Below are 18,026 nucleotides of genomic sequence, written 5' to 3'. Positions count from 1 at the left end.
AACCTTGAAAGAATGAACTTTTCGTTATCGGTTGATAATGAAAAGCTGAATTTAAATGCTAATAAAAACAAGGTTACCCAGGAGCAGATAAACGCTGTTAAAAACAACAGTGAGATCATTGATTTTATTAAATCGCATAAAGATGAATTAATCCGGTATATTTCTAATCTGCCCAAAGTATCGGCAGGCAACCAAAAAAATGTAGCTTCCATTTACAGGTTAAGTGGCCTGCAGGAGGGTATGCTGTTCCATAGCCTCTATAACGAACAGTTTGGCAGCTATGTTGAACAGTTTACCTGCGATATTATTGATGCCGATCTTAATGTTTTCAAAGCTGCCTGGGCCGAAGTTATTGCAAGACATACCATTTTACGTACCGGCTTTTACCATGAGTCGTTTAGTATCCCTGTTCAGTGCGTTTACAGGGATGTTATGCTTCCTGTAACCGAAATAGATTACCGCGGGCAGGATCAGGCATCTCAAACTACAGCGCTTAATGATTTCTTAATTGCCGACAGGGAAAAGGGCTTTGATTTTAGCGTTGCGCCTTTAATGCGTATTACTCTGTTTCGGTTAAGTGATAACCGTTACAGGATGTTGTGGAGCTTTCATCATATCCTGTTCGACGGCTGGTCGCTACCTGTTTTAATGATCGAGTTTTTAGAAGCTTATGAACTTTTATTACAAGCTAAGGCTGTAGCCAAAGCACCGGAAGATAAGTATGAAGATTTTATCCGCTACCTGGAACGGAGGGATAAATGGGCTGAAGAAAGCTATTGGCGAAATTATTTACAGGGTATAAATGAGGGAACTGCCTTACCTTTTGTTAAAAAAGCAAATGCCGTACTTTTAAAAGCCAAATTTCTTTCGGTCACTAAAGCATTTGATAAAAATACTTCCGAACCGGTTTATGCTTATGTAAAAAAGCATCGAATTACTTTAAATACCCTTATGCAAGGTGTATGGGCGCTGCTGTTAAACAGGTATACCGGTAATGACGATGTATTATTTGGTGCGGTTGTATCTGGCAGGCCCGATGACTTGCCCGGTGTTGAGCATCGTGTGGGGCTGTTTATCAATACTATTCCGTTTAAAGCTACTTTTGATAATCAGGAGATAACCGACTGGTTACAAGGTTTGCAGAAAGATCAGGCTGCTTCAAGAAATTATCAGCATGCTACACTTCAAAATATTAAAGAGTGGACAGGTATTAAAGCCGACTTGTTTGACAGCTTGCTGGTTTTTGAAAATTACCCGTTGAATGAAGCTATAAATGCTAAACAATGGTCGTTAAAAGTTGAGAATGCCAATACTTACGAACAAACTAATTACCCTTTAACTATTTTGATTGCTGATGCCTATGGCCTGAATTTTACTTTTAATTATAATGCTGATCTTTTAGAAACAACTTTTGTACAATCTATCGTTGATCAGTTTGCCCATGTGCTTTTGCAGATTAGCGAAGGCACGGCAAAAAAAATAAATGATATTTCGATTCTCACCCCGACCGAAGCATCAATTTTAAAAGAATTTAATAATACTTCTGCATCATATCCGGCAGATAAAAATCTTGTAAGTCTTTTTGAAAAGCAGGTGAAAAAAACACCTGATGCTATAGCAGTAAAGTTTAATGATGCGGCGCTTACATATCATGAACTAAACGGACTTTCAAATCAGTTAGCCCGCTACCTGCAATTGCAGGGCGTTAGCAGGGAAACGCTTGTGCCAATTTGCCTCGAGCGGAGTTTTGAAATGCTGATAGGCATAGTTGGCATATTGAAGGCCGGTGGTGCATATATTCCTGTTGATCCTGAATATCCTGCTGATAGGATTGCTTACATGCTCAATGATTCTGCTGCTAAAATAGTTTTGAGTAGCGGAGCGGGTACCTCAAAACTTAATGGGGAAAACCTGCAGATAATAAAATTGGACAAGGATTGGCAACTGATTTCAAAACAGGATGATAGTGATCTTGATACAGCAATCGATGCTGATCAATTAGCTTATGTGATTTATACTTCCGGTTCAACAGGGAAGCCAAAGGGCGCCATGAATGAGCACGGAGGAGTTGTAAACCGGTTAACCTGGACACAAAATTATTTCGGATTAACTTCGGCAGATACTGTTTTACAAAAAAATACATTCAGCTTTGACGTATCCGTTTGGGAGCTTTTGTGGCCGATATTAACAGGAGCTAAACTGGTGTTCGCCAAACCCGGCGCGCAGGGCGATAGCTTGTATCTGAAATCGATAATTGAAGACCAAAATATAACCCTTCTCCATTTTGTTCCGTCGATGTTGAGTGTGTTTTTGCTCGACATAGAAAAGGGAGATTGTCCGGCGCTTAAGCATGTATTATGCAGTGGCGAAGCCTTGACAACAGCCCAGGTAAAACTATTCAGGAACAAATTGCCTCACGTAACGCTGCATAATTTATATGGCCCTACCGAAGCCGCCATCGACGTTACTTATTGGAGCGATTTGGAGAAAGATCCGGATATAGAGATTGTACCCATCGGCGTGCCGGTATCAAACACGAAGCTCCATATCAGAAGTAAATCAGGTGGTTTAAGTCCAATCGGCGTACCGGGTGAGATCTGCATCGGCGGTGTACAGGTGGCCAGGGGTTATCTGAACCAGCCGGAGCTAACAAAGGAGAAGTTTATTGCAGACCCTTACAGTGAAGACCTCAACGCAAAGTTGTACAGAACGGGGGATATGGGGAGATGGCTTGCGGATGGAAATATCGAATACCTGGGGAGGATAGATGACCAGGTAAAGATCAGGGGTTATAGGATAGAGCCTGGTGAGATTGAACAGGTGCTGCTGCAACAGGAAAACGTAAGGCAGGCCGTGGTACTGGCCCGTGCAGATAAGCAAGGCACAAAAAGACTGACTGCCTACGTGGTGATGGATGAAGCTGCCTATGATAAACAGGAGCTTCAAAACTATTTGGGCGAAAGGCTACCGGAATACATGGTGCCCGGGCTGTGGGTAAGACTGGACAGCCTGCCGCTAACGCCAAACGGCAAAACAGATAAAAAGGCACTGCCGGAGGCAGAAGCCGGTCATGAGGAAAGCTACACCGCACCGGAAAGCCAAACAGAGAAACAGTTAACAAAAATCTGGGAAGAGCTGCTTGGCGTAGAAAAGATAGGAACAAAAGATAACTTCTTTGAACTTGGCGGCCATTCGCTGCTGGCCATGCGGGTGATCTCGCAGGTAAGAAGGGAACTGAATAAAGAGCTCAGGATCCGTGACCTGTTTGTATCCCCAACGATTGCAGATTTGGCAAAACAACTGGAGGCTGAAGAATCAACAACCGAAAGAACTATACAAAAAGCAAACCCAAGACCAGGACATATCCCGCTGTCGTACAGCCAGGAACAGCTATGGTTTATCGACAGGCTGGAAGGGAGCGTATCGTACCATATTTCAGCAGTGTTAAAGTTGCAGGGCAAAGTCAATACCGTAGCCCTGGAAAACGCGCTGAAAACAGTAGTAGAACGCCATGAAGTGCTGCGTACGGTGATCAGGGAACATGAAGGTCAGGGCTACCAGTATGTAAAAGCCAACAACTGGACATTAAAACAAAGCGAGTCAAACGAAAGCGAAGCAGCATTAAAAGACTATCTCGCTCAAGAAACAGTAAGACCGTTTGATCTGTCGGAGGATGATATGCTGAGGGCAGAGCTGATTGCTACAGGGGATGACGAATATGTATTACTGCTGATGCTCCACCATATTGTTGCCGATGGCTGGTCGATGCCGGTACTGGTATCGGAATTCAGCAAGCTTTATAATGATTACAATAATAATAAAACACCGGAGCTGAAAGCACCGGAAATCCAATATGCCGACTACGCAATCTGGCAAAGGGAATACCTTAACGCGGAAAAACTGCAAAGCAAACTGAGCTACTGGGAAGAAAAACTGGCAGGTACAGCTACATTAGCACTGCCTGCAGACCATCAGCATGCTGCAGTACCAGGAAATAAAGGTGAATTATACGAGTTTACGATAAGCAAAGATCAGGCAGCAAAACTGCAGAAGTTGAGCCTGGAGCAGGGAGCAACACTGTACATGACGCTGCTGGCCATATTTAAAGTGTTGCTTTACCGGTACAGCGGTCAGGAAGATATCTGTGTGGGAACACCTGTGGCTAACAGAGATAGAGAAGAAACAGCAGGGCTGATCGGCTTTTTTGTAAACACGCTGGCGTTGAGGACAGGCCTGGACGGCAATGATACATTTACGGTACTATTAAGCAAAGTAAAACAAACCACGCTGGAAGCTTACGGTCACCAGGAAGTACCGTTTGAAAAAGTAGTAGAAGCGGTAGTCAAAGAAAGGGATTTGAACCGTAGCCCGCTATTCCAGGTGATGTTTGCTCTGCAGAACACGGCCGTGATCCCAACCCTTGAATTGGGTGATATTAAAATCAGCAGCGAAAAACCCGGCGATCAGTCAAGTAAGTATGACCTGAGTTATAATGCAGAGGAAACCAAAGAAGGGATCAAGATCATAGCAGAATATAATCCCGATTTGTATGAGGCAGGAACCATTGCAAGAATGGCAGGGCACTATGTGGAGCTGATAACATCGATAATCAACGAGCCCGATAATACTTCTATCAGTAAACTGCAATTGCTAAGCAAAGCAGAAGCGGGGCAATTAAAGGCATTCAACGAAACGTCAATAGCATATCCAAGAGAAGAGAATATTATCAGCCTTTTCGAGGCACAGGCAAAAGCTACACCGGAAGCTACGGCGCTGGTATTTGAAAGCGAAACAGTAAGCTATCAGGAGCTGAACGAGCAATCGAACCGGATAGCGCACTATTTACAAGTACAAGGCGTAACCAAAGAAACGCTTGTAGCGATTTGCATAGCGCGCGGCCCCAACATGATAGCCGGCATCCTGGGCATTCTGAAAGCTGGGGGAGCCTATGTACCGGTTGATTTGGATTACCCGAAAGAGCGGATCAGTTATATTCTGGAAGATACTAAAGCCAGCATTGTGCTGAGCAGCAGCACAAGCAAAATCAATCTCGAAAAAGCCAATGTTATCGAATTAGATAACAACGAGGAAATTGCAAACCAAAGCGGTGAAAACCTGGACATCACGATTGAACCAAAGCAGTTGGCATACATCATGTATACCTCGGGTTCAACAGGCAAACCCAAAGGTGTCATGGTGGAGCACCAAAGTATCTCCAATTACTGTAAAGGTTTTGTAAACTATTTCGGGATCACAGCGGAAGATAAAGTACTGCAGCAATCATCAGTATCTTTTGATACGATGTGCGAGGAAGTTTATCCGGCACTGATCAGCGGCGCAAAAGTAGTGATCGTAAAAGAAGGTGGTAAAGATGCAGATGATATCATCCACCTGATTTCAAAAGAGTCGGTAACGATATTAAGCGCCACACCTACGGTAATAGCCTATTTGAACAGTCAAAAGGGTAATAACAAGCTCAATACAAACAGTCTGCGCTATATTATCAGCGGCGGCGAACTCTTGCAGCCGGGCTTCATAGATAAGCTGTACGCGGACACAGTAATAGTAAACAGCTATGGCCCGACCGAAAGTACGGTATGTGCCAGCTATTATACCATAGAAGACATCAACAAAGCTGCATTGATCGGTATGCCTGTATCGAACACACAAATCCACGTAAGGAGTGTTTCAGGAGAATTAAGTCCGATAGGTATACCGGGCGAGATCTGCATCGGTGGCGTACAGGTGGCAAGAGGCTATTTGAACCAACCTGAACTGACGAAAGAGAAGTTCATCACAGACTCATACAGCGAAGAGCCCAACGAGAGGCTGTACAGGACTGGCGATCTGGGCAGATGGCTGCCGGACGGCAATATTGAATATTTAGGCCGGATAGATGAGCAGGTGAAGATCAGGGGTTACCGGATCGAACCGGGTGAGATAGAACAGGTGCTGCTGCAAAACGAAAACGTAAGGCAGGCAGTAGTATTGGCGAGAGCAGATAAACAGGGCACGAAAAGATTGACCGCCTACGTGGCCATGGATGAAAATTCCTACGACAAACAGGAGCTTCAAAACTACCTTGGTGAAAGGTTGCCGGAATACATGGTGCCGAGGTTATGGATAAATTTACAAAGCCTGCCATTAACACCAAACGGCAAAACAGATAAAAAGGCACTGCCTGATGCAGAAGCAGGGCATGAAGAAAGCTATAGCGCACCGGAAACAAGAGCAGAAAAACAATTAGCCAAGATCTGGGAAGAGTTGCTGGGTGTAGAAAAGATCAGCACAAAAGACAATTTCTTTGAGCTGGGGGGCCATTCACTACTGGCCATGCGGGTTATCTCGCAGGTAAGAAGGGAGCTGAACAAAGAGCTGAAGATCCGCGATTTGTTTTTGTACCCGACTATAGCCGATTTGGCAAAACAACTGGAAGAAGAAACAGTAACAACAGCAGCAGACAGTACGATCCAAAAAGTAAATCCGCGGCCTGAATATATCCCGTTGTCCTACAGCCAGGAACGGTTATGGTTTATTGACAGATTGGAGGGTAGCATACAGTACCATATACCCGGTACTTTAAGGTTGAAAGGTAATCTTGACGTTGTTTCTTTAGAGCGGGCAATGCGGGAAGTGGTGAATCGTCACGAAGTATTGCGTACAGTAATAAAAGAGCATAACGGCCGCAGCCATCAATTTATAAAACCGGCAGGCCAGTGGAAATTAGTTCAAACTTCATCCGTAAATTTAAAATCACAGGTCGCCGGATTAATAGAAAAGCCATTTGACCTGTCGGCAGATGACATGTTGCGTGCCGAATTGATCCAGACAGATGACAATTCATACCTGTTGGTCATGGTTATCCACCACATCGCATCAGATGCTTGGTCGTTACCAATCATAGCCGATGAAATAGCTACTTTGTATAGCGCATATAGCAATGGTCAGCAACTCCGTTTGCCTGAGCCTGCATTGCAATTTGCCGACTATGCTTTATGGCAGCGCGGTAACCTGCTGGAAGAAAAATTAGAAGAAAAACTACAGTACTGGAAATCGAAATTACAGGATGTTCCTGCTTTACAGTTGCCTGCGGACTATATACGCCCAACCGGCAACAGCAGTAAAGGCACAACTTTAACTTTTAATATCGATCAGCAGCTCAGTAGTAATTTGCAGCTGTTAAGCCAGGAATACGGCGTAACGCTTTATATGACGCTGCTATCTGTATTTAATGTACTGATATACCGTTACAGCGGCCAGGATGATATTTGTGTAGGCACGTCAATCGCAGGCCGGCCCAACCCCGAGTTGGAAAGTTTGATCGGTTTTTTTGTAAATACCCTTGCATTACGCAATCAAATTAAAAGCGATGAACCATTTACGCAACTGTTAACACAAGTTAAACAAACTACCCTTGAGGCTTACGAGCACCAGGAAGTGCCTTTTGAAAAAGTTGTAGAAACAGTAGTGAAAGAAAGAACGGCTGGCGTAAGTCCGCTGTTTCAGGTAATGCTGGTGCTCGGTAATACGCCAACCTTACCCGCGCTAAAATTAAGCGGATTGCAGCTTGATGGGTATGATTATGAGCAATCTGCCGTAAAATTTGATCTTACATTTTTTGTGAGCGAGAGTCCTGAAGGTCTTCAGTGTGCTGTGCAATACAGAACTGATATTTTCAGTGCCTTACGAATCGAAACCATGGTCGAGCATTTTTGCACCCTGTTGGCATCGGCTGTCGCTCAGCCCGAAATGCAGGTGGGCAAATTGCGGATGCTCAATCAACTGCAAAAAGAAAATCTGCTAACCCTGGGCCAAAGTGCCTGCTTATATCCAACTGATCAAACTATTGCTGATATTTTTGAAGCTGTAGTATTAAAATCTTCTGTTACAAATGCTGTTACATTTGAAGGGCAGTCGATCAGTTTTGAAGAGTTAAACAAACGCTCGAACCGGTTGGCGCACCACCTGCAGCGCTACGGCGTTGGGGCAGATACTTTGGTGCCACTTTATATTGAACGTGGAATCTCTATGATTGTGTGTATTATGGGTATCCTTAAAGCTGGTGGCGCTTATGTACCGGTGGATACCGATTATCCCGCCGAAAGGGTTAATTATATACTGGAAGATACCAATGCAAAAATCGCCGTAAGTAGTCCCCGATTTGCCGATAGCCTTGCTGATATCTCAGAATGGCTAAAAGTTGTCGAGCTTGATGAGCAAAACTGGGAACTGGCTGCCGAGCCTGAAATCGACGCTATAAGAACAATATCGCCGGATAATTTGGCATATGTGATCTACACATCAGGCTCAACAGGAAAACCTAAAGGCGTACAAATTAGCCAGCGAAACATAATCGATTATGTTTACGGCCTTAATGACCGTATCCATATCGGGGACTGCAAAACATTCGGCTTAATGTCTACCATAGCAACCGATCTGGGTAATACAGTTTTGTTTAGTTCATTACTTTACGGCGGTACCTTGCATGTTTTTACAAAAGAGACCTTAAGCCATATCGAGGCCTTGCATGCTTATTTTGACGAAAACCGAATAGATTGTATTAAGATAGTGCCATCTCATTGGAAAGCACTGTCGGCAGATGAGCCTTTGGTTCCGGCGCGGGTGCTGATTTTTGGCGGCGAGTCATTATCAGCAGAAATCGTATCTAAAATAAGGCGATACAGTGATTGCCGCATCATCAATCATTACGGGCCAACAGAAACTACTGTAGGTAAATTGTTATATGAGGTAACAGATACAAACCCTGCCATTATACCAATAGGCCGCCCATTTTCAAATACGCAAACCTATGTATTGAATAAAGACCTGCAATTATGCCCGGTGGGTATTCCTGGGCAATTATTTATTGGAGGAACGGGGTTGGCAAGGGGATATCAGGGACACGCTCAGCTTACCCGGGGAAAATTTATAGCCAATCCTTATGGCGATTCAGGTGCTTTGATGTACCAGACCGGTGATGCCGTACAATATAATGCCGAAGAAAATATTGAATACCTGGGCCGTGTAGACGACCAGGTGAAAATCAGGGGCTATCGTGTTGAGCCGGGCGAAGTTAGCCGGATCCTGGAACAAAGTAAATTGGTAAGTCAGGCGGTAGTAATGGCCCGTCGCGGTAAACAGGGAAACAGTCAATTGGTAGGGTATGTAATAGCAAACGGCATATTCGATCGTCCGGCAATTATTAGCTGGGCAAAAGAGCAGCTGCCCGAGTATATGGTACCCGCTTACCTGATCGAACTTAAAGAAATCCCGTTAACGGCAGCAGGTAAAATAAACCGTAAGCTATTACCCGATCCCGAAATTGAAGTATCGGCAAAAAAAGATGATATAGCTGCAAACGAAACCGAATTAAAATTGGCAGCCATCTGGCAGGAGATCCTCGAAGTAGATTCGATAGGTATTCATGATGATTTTTTTGAACTTGGCGGGCATTCATTGCTGGCCGTACGCCTGATATCGGCAGTACGCAAAGCGTTTATGGTTGAGTTGCCTATTAGTGATGTATTTGATTATCCTACTGTAAGCAAATTAAGTTCACGTTTAAATATCAGCGAAACCACAGTGGGGATTGCGAGCATAGTAACGCAATTGCGTCCGAAGCATATTCCTCTGTCATTCAGCCAGGAGCGCATGTGGTTTATCGACAGGTTGGAAGGCAGCGTTCAATACCACGTTCCGGCTGTATTGTGTTTAACCGGTAAATTAAATATCCCGGCATTAACCAATGCGTTCCGCCAAGTAGTTAACCGTCATGAGGTTTTGCGTACAGTTATAAGAGAGCACGAAGGTCGCGGTTATCAATACGTAAAGCCCGAAGGCGACTGGCTGTTGGGGGAAATATCACAGGAAGAAATTGAAGCAGTTGGTATTAACTTACAAGACTATATCCAACGGCAAATAAACAAACCTTTTAATTTGTCGCAGGATGATATGCTGCGCGCCGAATTGATTAAAACCGGCGAGGATGTGTACATTTTAGTGTTAACCATGCACCATATAGCATCAGATGGTTGGTCAACTTCTATCCTTGTGCATGAGCTGGGTATGTTATATAAAGCATTTGCCTCTGCCGATGTAGGCGTTGAAAATCAGACGTTGGCTGCTTTGCCGATACAATATGCAGATTACGCTATTTGGCAACGGAACCATCTTCAGGGCGACCTGCTTGAGCAAAAACTCAATTATTGGAAAAACAAGTTAGAGGGTGTCTCCACTATTCAACTTCCGACAGACTACCGCAGGCCGGTAATAAGAAGCAACCAGGGTTTAACTGAAGCTGTTTTTGTCAACAAACAATTAGTTGATGGGGTAAATGTATTAAGCCGCAAGCAGGGTACAACACTATATATGACTTTATTATCGGCATTTATAGTGCTTCTTTACCGTTACAGCGGCCATGAAGATATAAGTGTCGGTACGCCGGTATCCGGTCGCAGTCGCCAGGAAATTGAAGGTTTGATAGGGTTTTTCATCAATACGCTGGTTTTACGGAACAATATAAAAGGAGACTGGGCATTTACCAAATTGCTCGAACAGGTTAAAAATACAACCCTCGAAGCTTATAATCACCAGGAAGTACCTTTCGAAAAAGTGGTGGAAGCTGTAGTGAAAGAACGGGACATGAGCCATAGCCCGTTGTTCCAGGTAATGTTTACGCTTCAAAATACCCCCGAAATACCTGAACTTAAACTGGCCGGCGTAACCTTGAGCGCTGAAACAGCCGAAGATACCACATCGAAATTCGACATCAGCTTAAATCTCGTGGAAACTGCTGAAGGTCTTGTTGGAGGGCTTACATATAATACCGACCTCTTTAAGGCCGAAACCATGACGCGTATGATAGGGCATTTTACAGCTGTCCTGCAGGCGGTTGTGAAAACTCCAACCCAAGTAATCGGGCGTATAAATATCTTAAGTGCTGCCGAAGAGGAAGAGCAATTAAAGAATTTCAATGCTACAGGTGCCGATTACCCTAAGGATAAAAGCGTTCTGGACATATTTGAGCAGCAGGTGATTCAAACTCCGGATGCCATTGCTGTAACATTTGAAGACGAAGTAATAACTTATAATCAACTTAATGATAAGGCGACAAACCTGGCAAAATACCTGCAGGCTAATGGTGTAAAAACTGAAACCATAATACCTGTTTGTACCGAGCGCAGTATCGAAATGATATTTGGCATTTTGGGTGTGATGAAAGCCGGTGGCGTGTATGTGCCTTTTGATCCTGAGTATCCGCAAGACCGTATTGATTATATGCTGAAAGATACGGATGCCAGATTAGTGGTTAGTAGTAGCACCTGCAGTAATAAATTTTCAAAAGCAAGTGTTAAGGTTGTTGAACTTGATAGGCGTTGGGACGAAGTTGAAAGTTACGCAAAGGCAGAATTGAACTCAGCAGTAGCTGCAGATCAGCTTGCTTATATCATTTATACATCAGGTTCTACCGGCAGACCTAAAGGCGTTATGATTGAGCATCGCAGTGTAGTTAATCTTGTACTGGCCCATAAACGCGACCTGAAGCTTAAACCCGGTATGCGATTCCTGCAATTTGCATCATTTGGTTTTGATGCATCGTGTAATGAAATCTTTAGCACACTGCTCACAGGTGGCTGCCTCGTTATGTGTACTAAGGAATCGCTTTTATCAGCCGAAGACTTCAGCCAGCTTTTAGTAAAGCAAAAAGTAGAAATTGCCATATTGCCGCCTGCTTTTCAGCCGTTTATTGAAAATGCGCCCGATACGCTTAAAATTGTTATTTCGGCAGGTGAAGCGCTGAACGAGGCGGCAGTTAAGCAAATGCAATTACAGGGGATAGAGGCGCTTAACGGATATGGGCCAACTGAGTGTACCGTTTGTGCATCTCAAACCCACAACCCGATAAAGTCTGATGGGACCATAACTATAGGCAAGCCTATAGATAATGTAAAGATCTATATCCTGAACAAAGAAAACCAATTAAGTCCGATAGGGGTAACAGGCGAGATTTGTATCGGAGGCATCCAGGTAGCGCGTGGATATTTGAATCAGGCCGGTTTAACAAATGAGAAGTTTATAAAAGATCCGTTTTCTGATAACGAAGGTGCTCGGCTATATCGCACCGGCGATTTAGGGCGTTGGCTGCCTGACGGCGATATTGAATATCTTGGCCGGATGGATGACCAGGTTAAGATTCGTGGTTTTCGTATCGAATTAGGAGAGATCGAAAATGTGTTGCTGCAAAGCGGATTGGTATCGCAGGTGATAGTATTAGCAAAGCCCGATGTTAATGGCGTAAATGGATTAATAGCCTATGTAACAACCGAAGCGGCGTATAATAAGCAAGCCCTGATATCGTATTTGTCTGCTCATTTGCCCGAATATATGGTGCCTAAACTATGGGTGTTGCTTGATAAGTTTCCTGTAACAACCCATGGCAAAATTGATAAGCGCGCGTTGCCTGATGTTGATACCGCAGAACAGTTAAATTACAACTATGTAGCGCCGCGAAATAAAACAGAAGAAGGGTTAGCTGCAATATGGGAACGGCTCTTAGGCATCGACAAGATCAGCATTCACGATAACTTTTTTGAATTGGGCGGTCATTCCATTTTAGCCATGCGGCTTATTGCAGCCGTTAAGAAAGAAATGGCAATTAACATTACCATCAGGGATTTGTTTATTCACCCAACAATTGCCAAACTTTATCGCAGGTCGCAAAATCAAAATATTGATCTTACGCAATCGCTTATACCTATAAAAACTACAGGGAATAAAACACCGCTTTATATTGTTTGCGGGGCCGGTGGTACCGCATTTAAATTTAAGGAGTTTGTAAAACTGCTTGATCCTGAACAGCCTGTTTATGGATTACAGCAGCCGTTACATATCAGTAATCCTGCTGATTTTCCAGATACCATTGAGGGCATTGCCGAAAGATATGTAACAGAAATGCTGTTAGATAATCCTTATGGCCCATATGCGCTTGCCGGTCATTGTCTTGGCGGTATGATAGCCGTTGAAATGGCCAACCAGCTTCAGGCTATGGGCAAAAAGATTGCTATGCTTGCCATGTTTGATGCAGAGGCGAAGCCATTAGGGGATGTGGTTACTGTTCAGAAAAATAATAGCCTGCCGTATTTAATGAAAAGATCGGTCGAGGTAATATCTACCAAAGTTAAATTTGAGCTATTCCTGCTAATGAAGCACCCTAAACAGGCGCTGATATATAAGGTAAGAAAAATAGGTCCTTTGTTCAGTAATACAGAATCAAAGCTGGCAAATATTGACCAGGATATTTTTGACCGGATTACCCTGCAGATAAAAACAGCGGCCGACAATTACCAGATAAAGCCTTACAATGGCGAGATTGTTTTGTTTAACGCTACACAGCAATACTATTTTATTGATAGGGTAAACAAGATCATTTACAAAGAACTTGAAGTTAATTCTGAAAATAAACACGCCTGGAAAAACTATGCCCAATCAGTTAAAATTCATGAGGTAAAGGGTGAGCACTCAACAATTTTTGATGAGTTAAACGCAAGGGAGTTTTCTGAAATATTACAACATTATTTAGGTTAACAGATATATTAAAAAACATGGGATTAACAGTTAGGGACAGATTGGTTGCATACCGTAATCTTCCAAAGTTTTTTAGCCTGGTTTGGAAAGTTAGCCCCGGATTAACTTTAGTTAATATCCTGATAAGGATTTTGCAGGCAATTATTCCGCTTGGTTTATTGAGCGTCGGTAAATATATAATTGATGAGGCTATCGCTATAACTCACAACAGGGCGTTGCCATATAATCATCTCTGGAAATTAATAGCCATTGAGTTTATCCTTATACTCGTATTAATTATACTTGGAAAAGTTACTTCATTAATTGATGAACTTTTAGGTGAACGCCTAACCAACGATACTACGAACATGATTATGCAGCATGCTGCAAAACTGGACCTGGTGCAATTTGAAAACTCACAGTTTTATGATAAGCTGGAAAGGGCGAGGCAACAAACTTCAGGCCGGGCTATCTTACTAACGCATGTGTTTAGCCAGGTTCAGGACTTAATCACAATTACATCGTACGTAGTAGTATTGGTAGCCTTTAATCCGTGGGTTATCATAATACTTTTGTCGGTTGCGCTGCCTTCGTTACTGGGCGAGTTTTATTATAACAACAAAAATTATGCTTTGCTGCGCAGCCAAACCCAGGCCCGGCGCGAGCTTGACTATTTGAGCCTGGTGGCAAGCAGCGATGTTGCAGCAAAAGAAGTCAGGTTGTTTGATCTGTCGGGCTTCTTTATAAATAAGTTCAAAAAAATCTCCCATAGCCTTTACGATGCTAAACGCAAATTTGGTGTTAAACGGGTGGTTGTTAGTTCGCTTATAAGTATTCCGGGTGTGGTAGGATTTTATATCGTATTCTTTTTTATTATACAACGGGTGCTGCAAGGTACCTTAACAATTGGTGGATTAACACTATTGTTGGGAACAATAAGGCAGTTAGGCGGCTTAATGCAAAACAGCGCGAGGCGCTTTAATGCTGTAGCTCAGGGCGCAATTTACCTCACAGATTTTTTTGATTTCTTTAAGATCATGCCCTCTATTACAATCCCCAATAATCCGCGGCCATTTCCTGATCCGATAGTTTCGGGTTTTACTTTTGAGGATGTTGGGTTTAAATACAGTAATTCAGATAAATGGGCTAACAGGCATTTGAATTTTACGCTGCGCCCGGGCGAAAAACTTGCATTGGTTGGCGAAAATGGAGCCGGCAAAACTACGCTGGTAAAGTTACTGGTAAGGCTATATGATCCAACTGAAGGCCGCATAACGCTTGATGGTTATGATTTGAAGGAATATAATATTGAGGATATCAGGAAGCAAATGGGTATCATCTTCCAGGATTTTATTAAATACCAGATGCCTGCATCTATAAATATAGCTATTGGTGACATTGCTGAGGTAGATGAAGAAAAACTAATAATTAGCGCTGCAAAGCAAAGTCTTGCCCATCCGATAATTGACAGGATGCCTGGTAAATATCAGCAGATGTTGGGCTCCCATTTTGATACAGGCGTTGAACTATCGGGCGGCGAGTGGCAAAAGGTGGCACTGGCCAGGGCTTATATGCGTGATTCGCAGATTGTGATCCTCGATGAACCTACTGCCGCCTTAGATGCGCGTTCTGAATATGAAGTTTTTAAGCGGTTTTCGGATATCACCGACAAAAAGACCGCTGTGCTTATTTCTCACCGTTTTTCAACCGTGCGTATGGCCGACAGGATCATCGTATTAGATAAAGGCGAGATCCTGGAAATAGGAAGCCATGAGGAACTTTTACAAAGAGGCGACCGCTATGCCGAGCTGTTTGAATTGCAGGCAGCTGGTTATAAATAAAAGATGCAGTTTTAAAACCTTAAGCTAATAATCGTATTTACCTTATTAAACATATAAAACAGTAAGATGGAATTGACCTCATCAACTTTAATCACAGCGTTAATTTTAACCAAAAACGAGGAACCGAACCTTAAACGTGTTCTTGACCGTTTAACCTGGCTCGAACGGGTGGTTATTCTGGATAGCTATAGTACCGACGCAACGCTGGATATCGCTAACTCTTATCCCAATGTTGAGATTTTTGAACGCAAATTTGATTGTCACAGAGATCAGTGGAATTATGGACTTACATTACTCAAAAGTAAATGGGTGCTGACACTTGATGCCGATTATGTGCTTACACCTGAATTTATACAGGAAACAAAAAATATCATTGCTAATCCGCAAAATACTGCGTATCAAACCACTTTTAGGTTTTTAGTTTTCGGAAAACGGCTTTTTGGTGATAATACCACACCACGTCCCGTTTTATTTGATGTAGATAAGTGTATTTACTACGAGGACGGCCACACCCAGCGCCTTAGAGTTAATGGTACAACCGGCAAATACAAGGCGCACATATTACATGACGACAGAAAATCCCTGTCGAGGTGGTTAGGCAACCAGGACGGTTACGCTATCCATGAAAGCAGGAAACTGGTAAGTGAACCGTATTCGGAGTTGCCGCTGAGCGGGAAGATCAGAAAAACCAAGATATTGGCACCTTTCGCAGTGTTTTTCTACTGTCTTTTTGGTAAAGGCCTTATTTTTAACGGCTGGGTTGGCTGGCACTATACGCTGCAACGTACCATGGTTGAAATATTGTTGGCGATACGGCTAATTGAAGATGATAAACTTGCCGGAAAGCCAGAACCAACTCCTGTTTTAACTGTGGTTAAGAGTGATTTAAAATCTAATCTGGCTAAATAGTCTGTCAACAGGTGCATATTTGCATTCTCCTTATAGCTAATACTACTTATGAAAATACTGCACATTATACCTGCTTATAAACCTGCTTACGGATACGGAGGGCCAACTGAATCTGTATCGCGTTTGTGCGAAGGATTAGCGGCCAACGGGCATGATGTTGACGTTTATACAACCACTGCTAACGGCAAAACGGAACTGGATGTAATACCCGGCGTGGTTGCGGATGTAGAAGGGGTTAATGTAACGTACTTTAAACGTATCACCGGCGATCATACACATGTTAGCCCTTCATTATGGCGCAGGCTTGCCAAAACTGCTAACCATTATGATGTGATCCATATTCATTCCTGGTGGAGTATCTTAAGCGTGATAGCTGCACGCATTGCCTTATTCAGTAAAACCAAAGTAATCCTTGCGCCCCGCGGCATGTTAAGCGAATATGTGTTTGAAACAGGGAATAGCGGTTACAAAAAAATAATTCACAAGTTTGGAGGTCGTGAAATTTTAAAGAAGTGTGTGCTGCATGCTACCGCCCAGTCCGAGTATATTGAGTGCCGGAAGCTGATCCCCGGGTGGGAAGGCTTCGTTTTGCCTAATATCTTGTCATTACCTGATATCGGAATAAAAGAAACCGGTAACGAATGCTTCACGGTTATTTTTATGTCGCGTATTCATCACAAAAAAGGGCTTGAAAAACTGTTTGCAGCCATCAGCCAGCTTTCCTTTAACCTCAAATTGGTTATCGCCGGCGATGGTGACGAAGCGTACGTACAGCAATTGAAACAACTTGCAGATGAGCTGAAGATAGCTCCAAAAATTGAATGGATAGGCTGGGTTAACCGGGAGGAAAAATTTGAACGACTTAACCAGTCAGGTCTGTTTATTCTCACATCGTTAAATGAAAACTTCGCAAATGTTGTTGTCGAGTCGCTACATATGGGTACAGCGGTATTGATTTCTGAAAATGTTGGCCTTTCTGATTTTGTTAGCGAAAATAACCTTGGCTGGATCTGTACTTTGGATACTGACAGCATTATCGAAAAACTGAATGAAGCCTACCTTGGGAAACAAAAATTAGATTACATCCGCAAGCATGGCCGTGAAATCATCAAGACAACATTTCATGAGCAGGTACTCATTACAAAATATTACGAAGAATATTTAAAATAGTCCATCTTCTCTTTTAATTAATTTACCGTTCCAGGTAATTATAACCATGTCCCGAAATTGGTGGTCGTATGCCCTCACGTCAGCTAAACAATCATAAAATATAAGCCGTAAAACAATTAATAATATGACAGAAAGAAAAAGGATTTTGATTACAGGAGCAGCCGGCTTTTTAGGCTCGCATTTGTGCGATAGATTTATTAAGGAAGGTTATCATGTAATTGGTATGGATAATCTGATAACAGGCGATTTGAGGAATATCGAACATTTGTTCAAACTGGAAAACTTTGAGTTTTATAACCATGATGTATCCACGTTTGTGTACGTTCCGGGCGATTTGCATTACATCCTGCACTTTGCCTCACCTGCCAGCCCGATCGATTATTTGAAAATCCCGATCCAGACATTAAAAGTAGGCTCACTGGGCACCCATAACCTGTTAGGGTTGGCCCGGAACAAGAAGGCCAGGATGTTGATCGCCTCCACATCAGAAGTGTACGGCGATCCTAACATCAGTCCGCAGCCCGAAGAGTACTGGGGTAATGT

5 protein-coding genes are annotated in these 18,026 nt (G+C 43.1%); all 5 read left to right on the top strand.

Annotation, left to right across the window (positions count from 1 at the left end):
* Positions 1 to 12 precede the first annotated feature (12 nt).
* Positions 13 to 13,584: a non-ribosomal peptide synthetase gene (locus tag BMX50_RS09905; RefSeq protein WP_167667855.1), complete on the top strand. Its 13,572-nt coding sequence runs from the start codon at positions 13 to 15 to the stop codon at positions 13,582 to 13,584.
* 17 nt (positions 13,585 to 13,601) lie between these two features.
* Positions 13,602 to 15,404: an ABC transporter ATP-binding protein gene (locus BMX50_RS09900; protein ID WP_091210372.1), complete on the top strand. Its 1,803-nt coding sequence runs from the start codon at positions 13,602 to 13,604 to the stop codon at positions 15,402 to 15,404.
* Between the two features lie 66 nt (positions 15,405 to 15,470).
* Complete coding sequence (locus BMX50_RS09895; RefSeq protein WP_091210371.1) at positions 15,471 to 16,313, top strand: glycosyltransferase family 2 protein; 843 nt, start codon at positions 15,471 to 15,473, stop codon at positions 16,311 to 16,313.
* 48 nt (positions 16,314 to 16,361) lie between these two features.
* Complete coding sequence (locus tag BMX50_RS09890; protein WP_091210370.1) at positions 16,362 to 17,483, top strand: XrtY-associated glycosyltransferase XYAG1; 1,122 nt, start codon at positions 16,362 to 16,364, stop codon at positions 17,481 to 17,483.
* A gap of 124 nt (positions 17,484 to 17,607) precedes the next feature.
* Positions 17,608 to 18,026 (top strand): GDP-mannose 4,6-dehydratase (locus BMX50_RS09885; RefSeq protein ID WP_143065140.1); only part of this gene is annotated, 419 nt, incomplete at its 3' end.

The sequence above is a fragment of the Mucilaginibacter gossypiicola genome (assembly GCF_900110105.1).
Classification (GTDB): Bacteria; Bacteroidota; Bacteroidia; order Sphingobacteriales; family Sphingobacteriaceae; genus Mucilaginibacter; species Mucilaginibacter gossypiicola.
This window is presented reverse-complemented; position numbering and strand designations above follow the sequence as displayed.